The organism is Bacillus sp. FSL K6-0073, from assembly GCF_038006085.1.
GTDB classification, from domain to species: domain Bacteria; phylum Bacillota; class Bacilli; order Bacillales; family Bacillaceae_G; genus Bacillus_A; species Bacillus_A cereus.
Genome location: NZ_JBBOUN010000001.1, coordinates 3,142,794 through 3,160,584 on the forward strand (window position 1 = coordinate 3,142,794; position 17,791 = coordinate 3,160,584).

Here is a 17,791-nt window from a genome sequence, read left to right on the forward strand (position 1 = left end):
AAACAGGACCCGATAGATGCATATCAGGTCCTGTTTTTTATTTAGTAGATACTAAATAGTCCGGTTAATCACTATTCATCTAAATACACTATACTAATAAAGTGAAATTTATTCGAAAGAAGTTCATTAGTTAATATGTATCTAATTAAGAAACAGTCATATACCAGCCCAAACATCTTTTCCATATCGCCCTTCATCTTGCACACGATCCAACCAATTTCTTGCTTCTTGTTCACTGACTTCATGAATTTCTTGATATGCTTGACAAAGGGTATCTTCTACATCCGGAGCCATTTTACTTCCATCACCACATATATAAAGATGAGCTCCATTATCTAATAACGAAATTAAATTGATTCTATCTTGTTTTATTAAATGCTGTACATATGTTTTTGGATGTCCCTCTAGACGAGAAAAAGCTGTGTGTAAAGAGATTAATCCATCTCTTTCATCATTTTCTAGTTCTGTACGATAAAGATAATCTTTTTCAGGATGACGACAACCAAAATATAGATGTGCTTGTCCTAAGTTAATACCTTTTTGCTTTTGAACACGACGCGCTTGCAAGAATCCACGGAATGGTGCAATTCCAGTACCTGGACCAACCATAATAATTGGTGTTTCTGGATCTTTAGGTAATTCAAAGTTTGATTGTGGCGTTCGAATGAAACAGATAATCTCATCTTTATTATGACGCTGAGCTAAGTAATTAGAAGCGACTCCTTCATATGTCCCTTCCCCACTCCATGCAGGCGCATTAACAACACCGACCGTAATGCTCAGACGATTCTGTGCAACGAGTGGAGAGCTTGAAATAGAATAGTAACGCGGTTTGAGCGCAGGAAGAAGTTCTAAAAAGCGTTCAAATCGGATTTCACAAGCCTCATACTTTTCAAGAAGGTCCAACATTGAAATCCGTTTCTTTAATATTTGTTCATGGTAAACTCCTTCTTCTAATAATGCTTCCAATTCTTTTTTATGAGGAGGACATGCTGTGAATGTTACCATTTCTCGTATTTGTGCACGAGTGGCTGCTTCTTGAACTTCGACACTATAACTAAGAAGGTCCAATAAACTAACAGGACTGTCTAAAGGTATGTGATTTATACTTCGTCCACTTGCACTCAGTATAACTTGATCCTTCCCATTTAATCCAAAACGTTTTAAAATTCGGTTGATATTTTTCTCGCTATTAACTGGCAGCACTCCAAGGTGGTCTCCTTCTTTATATGTAGCGCCTTCTGGCAAGGATACCTCGATATGTCGTGTACTTCTATCACTACTGGATGATTGGAGTTCACGATTTTCTAGTATAGATGCATAAACTGCTTCATATGTTCGTGCAAGAGGAGATCCTCCAAGACGACTGACAAATTGCAAACTCAAAGTACTGCGCTCTTTTTCCATATTTTTGTTGAGCTCCAATCCAAATGCCTTCATTGCATCAGACCACATACTTTGTTTCCATTGCTCGAGCTGTTCCTCGAAATCACCACTTGCATCTGCTTCTCCGCGTTTAGAAAATCTTGTTGCTCCTTTTTGAGCCATCTGCTCATCAATGTATCTTGGAATCCGTTGATAGGTACTAGCCCAATTATGATCTCCACAACCAAAAACTGCGTATTGAACCCCTTTTAGCTCATCCGGTTTTAGTTCCTCCAACCATTGCACAAACTGCCCTGCATTACTTGGCGGTTTTCCATTATAAGAAGAAGTCACAATAAGTACCGCTCCTTCTTTTGGCAAACTTCCAATTCGATCGTTAAGAGCTACCACTTCCGTTTGAACTCCTTCTAAACTAGCTGTATCCGCTAATTCTCTTGCAATACCTTCTGCTACACCTGTATCCGAGCCGTACAGAACAAGAAGTGAAAGATTATCGGCCCCAATAATAGAAGGTGTCTTCTGAACGTGCTGCTTAATTTCATCGTTTTTCAGCTTGTCCTCTGTAGGTGCAAGAACAGTAGGATGGCTAATAGTTTGTTTTCGGGGTAGAATCCTAATCTTAAAATCGCCGGGCTTTAGCGTTAATGTTTGTTTTACTTCCAGCTGATAGTTTTGATAATCGATTAATTCAAAATGTTGAAGAAGCATTCCCATTACAAGAGTGGCTTCATGAAGTGCAAATTGCATACCGATACATGCTCTCTGGCCATTTCCAAATGGCTTATAAGCATGATGAGGAACCTTATCCAGCTCTTCAAATCGTTCAGGTTGGAATTCTTCCACATTGTCTCCCCATGCATCTTTATCCCTATGTAGCTGTGGAATAAGAACAGAAATACGATCTTCTCCTTTCTTAATTGGGTATTTCCCGCCAATCACTGTATCTTCTTTTGCATAGAGACTGAATGCTGGAGCGGTAGGCCATAGACGCAGTGATTCATTTAAAATCATCCGTATATACTTCAGTTTCATAACTTGTTGGTATGTTGGAGTAGCATCTGTCAAAACACGGTCTACTTCTTCATAGGCTTTTTTCAATTTATCCGGATTCTTTAATAAAAAGTAAATTGCAAAAGATAACAATCCACTTGTTGTCTCATGCCCAGCTATTAAAAAAGTGATAATTTGGAAACGAATGTTTTCATCATCTAATTTTTCACCAGTTTCCGGATCTGGCACATTTAACATACGGGAAAGTAAATCATTTTCTTCCTGATCTCCACTACTTTTACGTTCAGCAATAATATTATCTACTAAAGAAAACATAGATTGGATATCATGCTGAAATTGACGTTTCGTTCTCCACATAAGTTTGTCTTCTATATCCAGCCGCTGCAATTGGTGCATCGCCTCATCTAGAGCACGGGTCATGCTAGTAATAAAAGGATGAGGTGTCTCACGATAAAAGCTATTAAATCGGTAATTAAAACCACATAGACCAATTGTATCTAACGTAAGCCGAGTCATATCCTCTGGAACATCTACGTTTTCATTCGGATTCAGTCTTGCCCATTTTTGAACGAGTTGTACAGCAATATCGACCATCATGGCATGGTAATCTTTCATTGCCCGTTGGCTAAATGTAGGCATCAAAATATTATGAGCTTTTTTCCAGTTAGGCTCGTGAGTCTCGCTTGTAAATAATCCGTCTCCAGCAAAGGCACGAACTTTTGCTAAAGCACCATCTATACTTTTATCGAACCGTGTTTCGTCACAGACTTCTGCTACCAGTTCATGTCCGGAAACGACAATTATGGCATCACTTAAAGTTTGAATTCGAAAAATGGGACCATACTCTTCCGCCAGCTTAATAAACGATAGAGTCGGTTTATCTTTATCGATTAATGGGAGATTACCCAGCGGTCCATATGTTTTCGGCTGAGGAATGGCAGATACTTTTTTTTCCATTTAAAACACCCTTTCAAAAAAGCATGAAATAACATATCCCATTTAATAAAGAGGAAATAGCAACTAATCGCCTGGGATAAAGATATGTAATTGATTACCTTATTTTATCTTTTCCCTAACTATTCATGATTATGATATTACGTATAAGCTTGGCAATTAGATTTATAACTTGTAGAAAAATACTAAATTAAAATGAAGCGAATAAATATAGTTGGAGCCTTTTAATGTTGAGGTTAAAAGATAATCTAAACTTGTAATGTTTATGAGAAATTGCAAATGGATCTCATCTCTTGTATTTGTTTATAAAAACGATTATTTTGATTCATTTTCTTCTACAACACCCCAAAACAAAGAAGTTGACGCTCTTAAGATTGTAGTATTCGAAAAATCAGTAGTTTAGTTAAAGCAATACGATAAGCAAATATACCGTGTTACTAGTGAAAGAGGACCTGATATGAACATCAGGTCCTCTTTTACTATATAATTATTTCCCTGCTTCTTTTAGTTCTTTTCCAGCTTTAAATACCGGCGCCTTAGCAGTAAAAAACTTGTAGGAATCATTATCTAAGGTTTTATTCTTCTCTACCGATTTAACTTCTCGACAGCTTCCGCACTTGTATCTACACGTTTAACGAAAAAAACTAGTAGTAGTGCAACAACATTCATGCCAAGCGCTACATAAAATGAATATTGAATTCCAGATAATAAAGCTTTCTGAGTTACTATTGCCTTCGTAGTTTCTGTGAAGGTTGTTGGATCTATATGAGACATTAAACTTTCAGCTTTCGTTTTTGTTACAGAATTCATAATCGTAACAAGAATAGCAGTACCAATCGAACCGGACACTTGTTGAGCTGTATTATTAACAGCTGTACCGTGCGGATTTAAGCGAGTTGGCAATTGATTAAGACCATTTGTCATAAGTGGCATCATAACCATCGCCATCCCAAACATCCGCAGTGTGTAGATAAGAATAATATGTGTGTGACTAGAGTCAATTTGCAGATTTGCCAACATATACGTTGAAACAGCTGTAATGGAAAGCCCCACTATGCCAAGAATCCGAGGACCATATTTATCAAATAGTTTACCTGTAATTGGTGACATAATCCCCATTATTACCGCACCTGGAAGCATCATCAGCCCAGAGCTCAGCGGCGAAATACCACGGACGTTTTGTACATAAGCTGGTGTTAAAATCATACCCGAAAACATGGCCACCGCGTTGACAATTGCAATTACAGACGCAAGTGCAAACATTGGGTACTTGTAAACACGTAAATCCAATAACGGCTCATCCATTTTTAATTGACGAATAATGAAAGCAATTAGGGCAATAGCGCCTATGATTAAGGTTGTTAAGACAACTTTATTCGTCCAGCCATCGGAGCTTGCAGAACTGAATCCATATAACAAACCGCCAAAACCGACAGAAGATAATAGTAATGAGAGATAATCAAGTTTTGCATTTTTGTTTTGTTTCATGACATTCTCAGATTTCCAAATCCCTAACAGTAAGCTAATGATTGCTAACGGTAAAATCATTTCAAAAAGCAAACGCCAGTCATAATACTCTACAATATAACCTGATAGTGTCGGCCCAATTGCTGGAGCTGTAATCATAACTAGTCCAAAAATCCCCATTGCTGTTCCCCTTTTTTCTCTTGGAAAGCTTACTAGCATAATATTCATTAACAAAGGTCCCATAACTGAAGAGCCTGCCGCTTGAACCATCCGACCAGTAAGTAATAAACCAAAGTTAGGTGCTACAGCCGCTAAGGCAGTACCAAGAATAAAAATCACCATAGATGTAATAAATAGGCTCCTATTCGAGAAACGCGTTATTAAAAATGCTGAGGCCGGAATTAATATACCACTTACAAGCATATACCCTGTAGAAAGCCACTGGATCGTTGAATAATCTTGAATGTTTAAATCTTTCATTATTGATGGCAAGGCTACATTTAAAAGGGAGTTATTTAGAAATGAAACAAATGCCCCAATAAAAAGGATTACAAGCATTACATATGGTGGTTTTCTTTTATGTAATGTTTCACTCATATATTTAATTGCCCCTTCATTATAAATTTCATTGATTCGTTTAAATCGTTTACATATTTGCACAAGAAAATATTACCCTTGCAGTATTTTGCCAAACTCTTCGAATGGATATTCTCTTTTTAGCAATTCCACTTGCTCAACATACCATTTTAAAATCTTTTTGTTGATTAAACCTTTATAAAAATGTTTGTTAACGGAATTTAAATTAGGCTGAAATACACAAAATAAGCAACTGAAAATCCCCTTCTAAAATAAAGTGAAGCTTTAAATCAATGGGAATTTTACAGGCAGCAAGAAAAACCAAAAAGACCACGCACCCATTCCTTTAAATACAGGCTTGTAGATCTAGTTATGTAACCATCCATAAAAAGGAATATTACATAGGCTAAGTCTAACATTACATTTTTAAAGTGAGGAGAATAAGCGTATGGACCAATATTGGTATTTGAATTCACAGGGAAATGGGCAACAATATAATAACCAAATTTCATTATATTCACAGTCCGAAATAACTACATCTGAGGTAATGAATGATTTGAAGATTCCTGAGAATTGGAGTTACCGAGTCTATCCAGTTAGTTGGGATTCATCAGCCAATTATACGGGGTTCAATCCCCACCCTCCTCTCTTCTCTTGGGGGCAGCCAATTAATTATGCAGGGATAATGCCCCAAGGTCATCCTGCTAATTGGACTCCATTACCAAGTCATGCAGGTTTTAATTTTCAAAAACCTCCCTTCCCCTGGGCACAACCATTCAATCATACAGGGATGTTCGCACAAGGTCATCTTGCAGCTTTACTATCGCCGCCAGCCAAGCCTTTTCATTTCAATACCAATAACTCGGGTGTTTTTGGAAACCCTTCAGGATGGGGTGGTCCGTGGGCCCCAATGGGATGGGGAAATAACGGAGGTAACGGTCAGCTAGGAATGCTTGGAAACTTACTTACAGCAGGAAAAGGCACCATGAGTGGAATAGGAATGATCAGTAGTCTAATCGGGATGGGGAAGTTCTTCTTTTAGTTAATTAGAACAGGAGAATGTGGCTGTAGCTTTAATCAACCACATTTAAGGACAGTAATCTCCCACCTAACTTCCTAGCATAGCATTCGCGGAAATTTTAGGTAGATATGTATTGTTACAAGTTACCGTTTTACTTTGAGTGCTCCTTTACTTTCTTATCAAGTGCCTTACTATAAGCATCTTTGTTTTCCTGTGATAACTCATAAATTGCTTTTTTCCAATGCTCTCCGTCTACACCTGATAAAAATTCAGTACCTTTCATTGTAGCTTCTTGAATCTTCTGTTTATCTTCTTTACCAGCATCCTTAATTAACTTCGTTGCTTTTCTTGCCTCTGTTACCCCTTCTTGTATGGATTTGTGAATGTCTTTGTATGTATCAGGTACTTTTATGTGTTCCATATTGTCTAAAATTTTATCTATCTCGTTTGATGTTTTTAAAACAGCTTTTGCTTTTTCTTTGTCCTTTAAGGATTCTCCTAAGTTTAGTAATAGTTCATCCTTCTTAAATTGGAACTCTACCACTTGCTCACATATGTAGTACGGATACTGTTGTTCAGAAATTACTGTTTTCGTTATTGCTTTACTAGTTTGCTCAGTCGGATGCGAGGTAGAATCTTTATCTCCTACCTCGCATCCGACTAACAGCATAAATGGAACTGCTAACGTTACTAGTTTCTTTGCTCTCATTATGTATTCTCCTTGTAGAAATTATTGTAAGTAATTAACATATCAAACTATAACATACATTACATTATGGTTCACTTCCATTACGTTTTAAAATGTAAAATAAGAATACACCCCATAAGCCACAAATAAGATTAATAGAATAGAAATGCCGAGTACCATATATATGATCCATTTTAAATTTGAGTTCATATAATCCTCCCACCTCTAGATAATTCCAGTATATAACAAAAAAGCATTGGATACCCAATGCTTTTTACACTTACGCAAATAAAGAAGTATTCGCATATAAAGCTGGTGAACCACCTGAATGTACGAATAAAATATTGTCTTCCTTATTAAATTTACCTTTTCTAATTAAGTCGATTAATCCCGCTACCGCCTTACCTGTATACACTGGATCAAGTAAAATACCTTCTGTTTTCGCAAGTAACTGAACTGCCTCTACCATTTCCGGCGTTGGTAACGCATAGCCTGGCCCTACATATTCATCAAAGCACGTAACAGCGTCGCGCGGGATAAAGTTTGGAATACCAACGTGTGCTGAAGTTTCATCTACAAGTTTTGCTACTTTCTCTTCTTGCTCAGCTTTTCCTCTACTTACGTTAATCCCGATTACAGGAATATGGCTTTGTGTTCCAGAAAAACCAGTAATTAACCCAGCATGCATACCGCCGCTACCACTTACACAAACAACTGAACTGAAATCAATTCCTTGCTCAAATGATTGCGCCATAATTTCTTGCGCACAAGCAACGTATCCCATAGCGCCCGTAGGGTTTGATCCACCAACTGGAATTACATATGGTGTATTCCCTTTTTCACTTACTTCTTTTGCTACTTTATGCATTTCTTCCATCAGGTCTGCTCCGTTCGGTACAACAATTACATTTTCAGCACCTAATAAGTGATATAAGAAATAGTTTCCGTTAAAGTCTCTCTTCTCTTCTGGCTCAAGCCCTTCCTCTAATACAAGGATACATTTCATTTTTTCTTTTACCGCAGCTGCCAGTGTCAGGCGGCAATGATTTGACTGAATACCACCAGCTGTAATTAACGTATCTGCACCATTTTCCTGTGCATCTGCAACTAAAAATTCTAATTTTCTCGTCTTATTGCCACCAGCTGTTAAACCAAGTAAATCATCTCGTTTAAAATAAATAGTCGGGCCACCAAGTGCTTCAGAAAAGTTGTTTAACTTTTCAATTGGTGTATATGATTCTGTATATTTTTTTCTCGGGAATTTAGCTAAATTCATTGTAACGCTCCTTTTGTACTTCTTTCACAATATATGTAACGTTACTATTATTACACGTAAAAATGGTGAAGTCACCTTTCTCGGTTAAAAATGTATTAAAATTCGGTACATGAAATTTATATCGGCGGTTTTTCAAATATATCAGCGATTCTCAATTTATATCGGCGATTTTCAAAATATATCAGCGATTCTCAATTTATATCGGCGATTTCTCAAATATATCGACTTACCGACAAAAAGTGACAAAATAAAAAGAGCCCACACATTCAAATGCAGACTCCCTCCAATCACTTATTTACCGAAAAACGAAGTAACTGTGTTAATCCCGGCTCTAAATTCATTTCACCTTTATGGCGTACGTATACGACTTTATCTCCATTAAATTTCGGAGGATTTGCTTTACTATACGTATGCCACTCATTCGTTCCTTCTATAGAATACTCCATATATTCAGTTGCACCGACAATTATATTTTTACTATCATCTGCCGTTACATTTGGTGCCATCTGCGCAATTTTTGAATCACTAATTAATAACTTCTTTATATCCTTATCACGTTTGTAATCGTAAGCTGTCACAATTACATCGTTACCATATGCTTTCACTTGTAACCCTTGTTTAAATGAATAGCCATCTGGAGCAGTTTTCTCTCCTCCATTTGGTCCTGCTGACATCCAGCCTGTTTCAATCCCGCCCGTATTTACAACAGTGAAACCTTTTTCATCTCCGCCTTTAATTTTCTTTTTACCAGCCCAGTCAGGTAAGTTTAAATCCCAATGCGTATGGCTCGTGAAGAAAACAACTTGCGGATAGTCTTTTAATATATCGTACAATTTATCCACGTTTAAATAATCTTGTAAATACGGCGATTGTCTTGATCCCGATACCGTATCAGGTAAAACGTGATGAGAGAAAATAAAGATTGGCTTATTTTTATCTTTTTGACTATACTCTTCTAAATTTTGTTTTAACCAACCTAATTGCTCATCACTCATATATACTTCGTCCCACATTTTTGAATCGTGGTATTTCATATATTTTTCAGTTCCTAAAAATAAAAGTGGATAGCCATCTAATTCTTTTTTATGATATACCTTTTCTTGTCCACTAAATTGTAAGTAGCGACCAAATAGTGTTTCTTCCGTTACACCATTTGGCCATGTACTTTGAGAGAGTTTCCCATCCGCTGTCCATTTACCAGCATAAAACTCATGATTCCCCACAGTAGACCATACATTTTCCGGATGCTTATTTTTATTTAACACACGCTTTACATCATCATATTGTGACTGTTGTCCAGTCGGCGTTATATCCCCATTCATAATAAGCGCTCTAGAAAGTGGCGTTACTTTATTCATATCTTTTAATACGTGATCAAAATCTCCTAAATCACCTTGAATGTCACTAATAACATTAAAAGTTGTAGCTGATTTTCGAACTTGCTCTTTCCCTTCCGCATGTGCTGAAAATGTCGGTAATAATGCCGCCATAACTGCTAACGAAGCAACTGTCTTTTTCATACAAATTCTCCCCCTAATAATAGAATGTACAAACTGACATATTCTGCTTTCTCTTAGGTGCTTGTCCAATTCACATTATAGGGGGAGATTGTAAAGATTAATGGAATAAAAAATTAAGTGTTTTTTAAGAGATTTTGTCTTTTTTCACACTCCACAATTAGCAATTCGCGCCAATATAGCTTTCTAGTCTTTAACATTACATAAATGTAAATGAATATGATGAATCTCTTAGTTTAATATGTTGTCTTTTTAATCTCTGTTATATAACCGCCACAAAATATGCTATCTTTTCAAGTTCTCTTTCTTTAATAAACGTTACTCCTCTTTTAATTAGCCTTAAAATTGTAAAGTGGCTTAATAATATGTTTAATATCAATTGTTTCTTTTGTATTCTCAATAATTTCATCCATTGGCTTATATACCATTGGTGCTTCATCTAAAGTACTTTCTGCAACAGATGTAGTCCAAACCTCTGTCATTGTATTTTGAAAATCCTCTAAGTTAAGTACTTCTTTCGCCTTCTTGCGACTCATAATACGCCCTGCTCCATGAGGGCCAGAAAAGTTCCAATCTGGATTTCCTTTACCAAATGCAATGATTGAACCATCTCTCATATTGATTGGAATGATTACTCGTTCATCTTTCTGAGCTGAAATAGCACCTTTTCTTAGAATCATATTGTCCATATCGATGTAGTTATGGATTGTAGTGAATTGATCTGTTACTTTCCAATCCATTTTAGTGACGATTTCATCAATCATTGCTTTACGATTTAACTCCGCATATTTTTGTGCAATTTTCATATCATTCATGTAATCTTTAAATCCTTGTCCTTCTAAATAAGCTAATTCTTTACGAATCACCAGTTTCTTAATTTCACGTAAAGCTTCATGTATTTCTTGTTGTCTGCCTTCTTTCGTTAAACGCTCAATCATTTCTTCTTTAATAGATTTAACGTTTATAAGTTGCTCGTAAGCAAAGTTTTGATAGTACTCTGCTACTTGTTTCCCTAAATTACGCGAACCACTATGAATAACAATGTATACATTTCCTTCATCATCCTCATTCAGTTCGACAAAATGATTGCCCCCGCCAAGTGTACCAATACTTTTTTGAGCACGTTGCAATGTAAACGGGGCTCTTACACTATCAAAATCAATCATTTTTGAAAATCTATGTTCCTTATCTCGAATACGAAAACCACTTGGGACAAATTTACGTATCGTTTCGTCTAAGTAATCGAAGTTGATTTCCTCTTTTTTCTTATTAATTATAACAACCTCCATGCCACAACCAATATCGTACTTACCTCCCAGTTTCCTGAAAGTGTGGACTATACCTTCTCTACAGTCATCGAGATATGCAGTCTCTACTGTAGGCTCACCGTATTAATTATTCCTCTTCAACTCAAAATGGATGAGGAATAATTCTGTACCTTAGTCTGCTAACATGGTACAAGTCTCTGAACCATTCGATTATGTCACCATAACCACTGGCTGCTGATTGCCCTCGCCTTTTATCGTTAGGGTTCCCAGTCAATTGAGTGAGTAGTTTAAAGTCTGAGCCGATTAGTTAACCCCGACTAAATTAGGAACAATCTTATCTTGAATTGTCATTGTTGTCCCAATCGTGCAACCTGCACCCGCATGTGTATCTGGCATAATACGAATCTTGCTATCCTTTACGAATTCTTGGTTACAAAGATCAATAATTTGACCTGCTGCCGTTTCTTCTACATTCGTAGTATATACTTTTGCTTCATTGTATTTTCCTCGTAATTTCAACATCTTCTATTTCCCCTTCCCTTTAGTTTCTACAAAACATTAATTTATACATATTTATAATTATATTTTCCACCACTACAGCTCATTTCCTTTTTTATAAAAAAAGACACAGAGATTCCTCCCCATGCCTACTAATTTCCTACCTTTTCACCGCATGCACATAATGCACTGTCTCAAAAGCTTTCAAATAATCGTTTCGTCCTTCAAAATATAATACATCAATATCCTCTGGTGATAAATGCTCATAAATGAGTAAGCCCGCCTTCTCTAACAGTGCTTCCATTTCAGCATAAGAATAACATGATTTCATCGGTTCTCCGCCTACCGCAGCCATTTTCACCATATTTTCAACTCGATTGGACAGTCCTTTTTTCGTAAATAAGTTTTCATCGGGATAATCGAAAACGATAGAACTCCCTACTGGAACTATCTCAAACAAGCACTCTATTAAACTAGCAAGTTCCTCTTTCGTTAAATAGTACGTAACACCTAAAAGGCTAAAGAAAGTCTTTTTATTTTCAAATCCTTCATTGCGTAACTGTTCATAGGAAAATCCTTTCGTAAAATCCATTGAAACAAAATGAAGGTTATTTGGAACTTCAAGTTCTACTTCTTTTATTCTTTCCTTCTTAAACGCCTGCGTAGAAGGATGATCCACTTCAAATATTTCTATTTTATTCTCTAACTCTCGGTTTCTAAAACTGAACGTATCTAAGCCTGCACCGAGTATGACGTATTGTTTCGCTCCTAATGTAATTTCATGTAGTAATACTCTTTCACAATATGCGGCACGTGCTAAAGGTGTTGGTGATAACTGAACTTGTGTAATCCATTTTAATATTTCTTTTGGATTGTCTTGAAACTGCTCTGCAATGTCTGTATTGAAAAAGTGAATCCCTTGAACCATGTTCGTTTCAATATTGTTACGTTCTTTTTGTGTCTTGAATTGTCATTGTTGTCCCAATCGTGCAACCTGCACCCGCATGTGTATCTGGCATAATACGAATCTTGCTATCCTTTACGAATTCTTGGTTACAAAGATCAATAATTTGACCTGCTGCCGTTTCTTCTACATTCGTAGTATATACTTTTGCTTCATTGTATTTTCCTCGTAATTTCAACATCTTCTATTTCCCCTTCCCTTTAGTTTCTACAAAACATTAATTTATACATATTTATAATTATATTTTCCACCACTACAGCTCATTTCCTTTTTTATAAAAAAAGACACAGAGATTCCTCCCCATGCCTACTAATTTCCTACCTTTTCACCGCATGCACATAATGCACTGTCTCAAAAGCTTTCAAATAATCGTTTCGTCCTTCAAAATATAATACATCAATATCCTCTGGTGATAAATGCTCATAAATGAGTAAGCCCGCCTTCTCTAACAGTGCTTCCATTTCAGCATAAGAATAACATGATTTCATCGGTTCTCCGCCTACCGCAGCCATTTTCACCATATTTTCAACTCGATTGGACAGTCCTTTTTTCGTAAATAAGTTTTCATCGGGATAATCGAAAACGATAGAACTCCCTACTGGAACTATCTCAAACAAGCACTCTATTAAACTAGCAAGTTCCTCTTTCGTTAAATAGTACGTAACACCTAAAAGGCTAAAGAAAGTCTTTTTATTTTCAAATCCTTCATTGCGTAACTGTTCATAGGAAAATCCTTTCGTAAAATCCATTGAAACAAAATGAAGGTTATTTGGAACTTCAAGTTCTACTTCTTTTATTCTTTCCTTCTTAAACGCCTGCGTAGAAGGATGATCCACTTCAAATATTTCTATTTTATTCTCTAACTCTCGGTTTCTAAAACTGAACGTATCTAAGCCTGCACCGAGTATGACGTATTGTTTCGCTCCTAATGTAATTTCATGTAGTAATACTCTTTCACAATATGCGGCACGTGCTAAAGGTGTTGGTGATAACTGAACTTGTGTAATCCATTTTAATATTTCTTTTGGATTGTCTTGAAACTGCTCTGCAATGTCTGTATTGAAAAAGTGAATCCCTTGAACCATGTTCGTTTCAATATTGTTACGTTCTTTTTGTGAAATGAAATCTTTAGCTACATAATCATTAAAGATTTTAGGACTATCAAATTCACTATGATACGCCCTTCCGAATGCTGATACTAACGACGTTACACTTGCTTCACCTTGTTTCACGCACATACACTCTCCTTCATTTTCACAACAAAAATAGGGTTCCCCTGGCCAGGAGAACCCTATTATACACCTTATTTTTATATTGGTAAATTATAGCATAAATAAGTTTTTTTGTCAAGTTTTCAGCCTACTAACGCTCCAATAATTTGTGTAATCTCTAGCAGGAAGATTTCGATCTACACCGAACATTCCAGTTCATAACAATACAAATGGAGGGCGTCATGAAAAGATTAGTCATCATTACAGTTGGAAAAACACACAGTGGAAAAACTACATTTGCAAGAGCATTAGAAAAAGAGTTACCCCACTCTTTCATTATGGATCAAGATAATCAAGCTGAATTTATTAACACGCATTACGAAAAATTACAGCCGGCTAAAGGCCCTAATACATTTAAGCACGGTCTTTCAAAATTCATTGTTGATTATGCGAAAGAACATTCAAATTTACACCTTATCATTAGTAACTCCAAGCGCAGTAAAAATGGAAGGTTATATTTACTAAACGAATTATTTCCACAGAATGAATATGTACGCATACTCGTTCATTTTGACATTCCAGATGATGTACTTTACGAAAGAGTGGCTCGAAGCACGCGAAGTACCAATATTTTTAGAGGTGGATATTCTAGTTTCAAAGAAGTATTTGATCGACAACAAACTGAATCACTTCACGATGATGTGGTAGATCCTATAGAAAATGAGGCTGATTATTTGTTTGTTATTCGCAATAATAAAGATGTAAGCTTTACTATTGAAGAAATTGTTCATCTAGCTAAAGATTTATCCCCTACTCCAAAATAAGAGATTATAAAAATTACATAATCATAGATTATTATGCAAATACTTCCTCTAGACGGCGCAGATGGTATATAATGATGGAAGAATCTACTTCTATATGCTCATTTTTACACAAAACAGTTCATGCATATGAAAGAAAAGAGGTACAAAAATATGAAAACAAAACAAACAATTGCTGCGTCTACACTAGCTTTAGCAATGATTGCTAGCGCGAACTCTGCTCATGCTGAAGTAAATGATGCTACTCCTCAGCAAAGTACGGGAGATCGATTAGCTGAAATTAAGCAACATAAACAAGAGTTAGATGCAAAATTGCAGCAACACAAAGAAAACGTGGATCAAACATTAAATGAACTTAACAAGGTTAAGGAAAATGTTGATACGAAGGTGAATGAACTACATGAACGTAAACAAGTTGCTGATGAAAAAATTAACGAAGTTAAACAGCATAAACAAGAACTAGATGCAAAACTGCAGCAAGACAAACAAATCGCCGAAGATAAAATCGCTGAAATTAAAGAGCATAAAAAACAAGTAGAAGATAAAGTTGCTGAAGTAAAAGAACATAAGCAAAATATCGATAACAAAGTGAATGAGATTAAAGAACATAAACAAACTGTCGATGAAAAAGTGAATGAAATGAAGCAACATAAAGAGAACATTGATCAAAAGGTTAATGAACTTAAGGAAGTTAAAAAACAAGTAGATGAAAAATTAGCTGAGTTAAAGAAAGCGAAACAAACTGCTGAGGACAAACTCGCTGAACTAAAAGAAAACAAGCCGAATACCGGTAACACGTTAGAGGAACTTAAGAAAATTAAAGGCAATTTAGACAGTCTTTCCGCTAACTTAGAATTAGCTAAACAAGATGTAAAAAACAAACTAGCTGTTTTACAAGAAGCTAGACAAGATTTAATTAATAAAATTAACGAAATTAAACAATCGAAACAAACTGTTTCAGATGATTTATCAAAGAAAAAACAAGACTTAGATATTAAAATCAACGACTTTAAGCATACTGAGAAAAAAATTGACGACAAATTAGCTGAGTTACATACAACGAAGCAAAATGTTGATAACAAGATTAATGAAGTATCACAGTCTAAACAAACGCAAGCAGATAATGGTACTAAAAACAATAACGCTAAAGAACTTCCTAACGCTGGTAGCGAGCAATCAAACAATATGGCTCTAGGAATGCTATCTGTATTAGGCGGTGTTTTATTACTTACTCGTAATAAAATTAAAACGTTATTCTCTAAATAAGTCCATAAAAAAAGGAAAACCGCACATACATGTACGGTTTTCCTTTTTTTATATTAACTGTCCATCTCGAAGCGTCAATATACGATCACATACATCAAGCATTCTTTCATCATGTGTAATCATAATTGCTGCTTTTTGGCTCTCTTTCACTTCGCGTTTCATCATTTCAACAACTTCACGTGCGCGTTTTGAGTCTAAGCTTGCCGTTGGCTCATCCGCTAATATTAAATCTGGGTTGTTCATGAACGCACGAGCGATTGCTACCCTTTGTTTTTCCCCGCCAGATAGTTGATTTGGATAATGATTCTTTCTTTCTCCTAATCCAAATGCTGCTAATAAATGATCTGCACGCTTTTCGGATTCTTGTTTACTTTCTTTTTTTAGCTTTGCAATGTAAAGTAACTGTTCTTTCACATTTAAATATGGAACAAGGTTTGCAAACTGGAAAATGAAGCCGATTTTTTTCAAACGAATGTCTGTCATTTCCTTTTCTGATAACTGTGTAATATTTTGCTCACGAATGTAAATATCCCCTTTTGATGGTGATAATAATGCACCCGCGATTGATAATAACGTACTTTTCCCTGATCCAGAAGGACCGACGATTCCGATAAATTCTCCGGCTTTCACATCAAGCGATATCGGATGAAGGGCTGTTACTTCCGTATTCCCTTCTCCGTACACTTTACTTACTTTGTCTAATTTTAATAATGAAGTCATTACATCCCGCCTCCAATTGCTTCTAATGCATCAACTTTTAATACTTGGTATAACGAAATAAGTGTTCCTAAAATACTAATTACGATAAAGATTGCTGCATATTGCGCAATCATCGGTGTTGTTAATAAGAACGGCATACCTGCTGGTAAAATTTGTTCTAACCCTTGTACAAGAACGATACTGATTACCATCGCAACGACTGATAAGAATAACGCCTGCACGACTAAGCTATTTGCTAAATACGAGTTCTTTGTACCGATTGCTTTTAATACACCTAATTGCTGTGTTTTTTGCAGTGTAATAACGTAGAAGAATACACCGATTAATAACGCAGCGATAACAAGTAAGAACGCAATAATCATCGTTAATGTTCCTTGCTCTTCTTTAAATCCTGGAATACTTTGCAGTACTTCTTTTTTATCGATAACATGAGCATTTTTAATCTCTTTATCTGCGTTAAGTGCAATTGCACTATAATCTTTTTGGTTTGGTTGTGAAATGGATCCCCATACGTCTTCATTTACATAAACGACTGGTGTATGGCTAAACATTTGATCTTTCGTAAATCCGACGATTTTAAATTCTTTCTTTGAAACAGGATCGATAATTGTATCTCCAAGATCGATTCCCTTCTCTTTAATCGATTCGTCAGCAACCATCTCGTTGTTTGCTGTACCTAATTTCTCCCCTTTTACAATTTTCGGTTCTAAAAATGAATCCCGTTCACTTGAGAAAATAGCGATATCAACCTTTTTCGAACTATCTTTCTTTTCATATGTTGAAACTTTCACACGAAACGGAACGGCTTCTTTCTCGCCTACTTGATTTACTACGTTATCTACATCGTCTTTCTTAATTTGTGAACGAAGTAATTTATTTTCCGCATCATCTGCTAAAACGAACTTATTCGCCTCCATATTTTGAATCGATGAAGCATTATCATATGATAGTCCATTTGCTAATCCTGAAATAACAAGAACTAAAAATGATAATAACACCATAATCAGTCCGATTAATCCGTATCTTAATTTTGATTGTTTCAATTCACGCAGAGCTAAAAACATTTCGCTCGCTCCTTCCTCTTTCTTTCTATGCACTAATCATAAAAAAGAAATATGAACGGAATATGAACAGAAGATTACAGAGA

The 17,791-nt window shown here is 36.0% G+C and carries 14 protein-coding genes and 1 pseudogene; 3 read left to right on the forward strand and 12 right to left on the reverse strand.

The annotated features are described in order from the left end of the window. Positions 1 to 156: 156 nt before the first annotated feature. Both cypD and MHB52_RS16300 read right to left on the reverse strand, forming a co-directional pair. Positions 157 to 3,354, reverse strand: a complete 3,198-nt coding sequence (gene cypD / locus MHB52_RS16295) for a bifunctional P-450/NADPH--P450 reductase (protein WP_016118240.1) — start codon at positions 3,352 to 3,354, stop codon at positions 157 to 159. A 582-nt stretch (positions 3,355 to 3,936) separates the two neighbouring features. Beyond that, a complete protein-coding gene (locus tag MHB52_RS16300; protein WP_061663772.1) occupies positions 3,937 to 5,415 on the reverse strand; it encodes a DHA2 family efflux MFS transporter permease subunit in 1,479 nt (492 codons plus the stop codon). A 427-nt stretch (positions 5,416 to 5,842) separates the two neighbouring features. Here MHB52_RS16300 and MHB52_RS16305 point away from each other — a divergent pair, with 427 nt between their 5' ends. After that, a complete protein-coding gene (locus tag MHB52_RS16305; RefSeq protein ID WP_000373144.1) occupies positions 5,843 to 6,436 on the forward strand; it encodes a hypothetical protein in 594 nt (197 codons plus the stop codon). Between the two features lie 130 nt (positions 6,437 to 6,566). Here MHB52_RS16305 and MHB52_RS16310 read toward each other — a convergent pair whose 3' ends face one another. The 8 genes and pseudogenes from MHB52_RS16310 to MHB52_RS16345 form a co-directional block, all read right to left on the reverse strand. Further along, on the reverse strand, positions 6,567 to 7,124 hold the full coding sequence (locus tag MHB52_RS16310) for a hypothetical protein (RefSeq protein WP_061663774.1): 558 nt from the start codon (positions 7,122 to 7,124) through the stop codon (positions 6,567 to 6,569). 259 nt (positions 7,125 to 7,383) lie between these two features. Next, positions 7,384 to 8,379 (reverse strand): D-cysteine desulfhydrase, encoded by a 996-nt coding sequence (locus MHB52_RS16315; protein WP_001046613.1) that lies wholly within the window; start codon positions 8,377 to 8,379, stop codon positions 7,384 to 7,386. Positions 8,380 to 8,666: 287 nt separating this feature from the next. Continuing rightward, positions 8,667 to 9,899 (reverse strand): DUF4073 domain-containing protein, encoded by a 1,233-nt coding sequence (locus tag MHB52_RS16320; RefSeq protein ID WP_016118244.1) that lies wholly within the window; start codon positions 9,897 to 9,899, stop codon positions 8,667 to 8,669. A 326-nt stretch (positions 9,900 to 10,225) separates the two neighbouring features. After that, on the reverse strand, positions 10,226 to 11,185 hold the full coding sequence (locus MHB52_RS16325; RefSeq protein ID WP_061663776.1) for an RtcB family protein: 960 nt from the start codon (positions 11,183 to 11,185) through the stop codon (positions 10,226 to 10,228). A gap of 282 nt (positions 11,186 to 11,467) precedes the next feature. Further along, positions 11,468 to 11,686, reverse strand: coding sequence for an RtcB family protein (locus MHB52_RS16330; protein WP_000916247.1), 219 nt, complete (start codon positions 11,684 to 11,686; stop codon positions 11,468 to 11,470). Positions 11,687 to 11,822: 136 nt separating this feature from the next. Continuing rightward, a pseudogene (locus MHB52_RS16335) lies at positions 11,823 to 12,629 on the reverse strand (class I SAM-dependent methyltransferase); the annotation flags it as partial. Then, entirely contained in the window at positions 12,607 to 12,807 is a 201-nt protein-coding gene (locus MHB52_RS16340; protein ID WP_340767733.1) for a hypothetical protein, read from the reverse strand. The gene MHB52_RS16340 and the pseudogene MHB52_RS16335, both read right to left, overlap by 23 nt. Before the next feature lie 136 nt (positions 12,808 to 12,943). After that, positions 12,944 to 13,864: a class I SAM-dependent methyltransferase gene (locus tag MHB52_RS16345; protein WP_080467928.1), complete on the reverse strand. Its 921-nt coding sequence runs from the start codon at positions 13,862 to 13,864 to the stop codon at positions 12,944 to 12,946. A 215-nt stretch (positions 13,865 to 14,079) separates the two neighbouring features. Between MHB52_RS16345 and MHB52_RS16350 the strand changes: the two genes are divergently transcribed. Together MHB52_RS16350 and MHB52_RS16355 are read left to right on the forward strand one after the other, a co-directional pair. After that, positions 14,080 to 14,661: an AAA family ATPase gene (locus MHB52_RS16350; protein WP_061664367.1), complete on the forward strand. Its 582-nt coding sequence runs from the start codon at positions 14,080 to 14,082 to the stop codon at positions 14,659 to 14,661. 150 nt (positions 14,662 to 14,811) lie between these two features. Further along, a complete protein-coding gene (locus MHB52_RS16355) occupies positions 14,812 to 15,924 on the forward strand; it encodes an LPXTG cell wall anchor domain-containing protein (protein WP_033693033.1) in 1,113 nt (370 codons plus the stop codon). A 48-nt stretch (positions 15,925 to 15,972) separates the two neighbouring features. Here MHB52_RS16355 and MHB52_RS16360 read toward each other — a convergent pair whose 3' ends face one another. After that, positions 15,973 to 16,644, reverse strand: coding sequence for an ABC transporter ATP-binding protein (locus MHB52_RS16360; RefSeq protein WP_000202597.1), 672 nt, complete (start codon positions 16,642 to 16,644; stop codon positions 15,973 to 15,975). After that, on the reverse strand, positions 16,644 to 17,708 hold the full coding sequence (locus tag MHB52_RS16365; RefSeq protein WP_000477751.1) for an ABC transporter permease: 1,065 nt from the start codon (positions 17,706 to 17,708) through the stop codon (positions 16,644 to 16,646). Before MHB52_RS16365 ends, MHB52_RS16360 begins: the two co-directional genes overlap by 1 nt. Positions 17,709 to 17,791 lie beyond the last annotated feature (83 nt).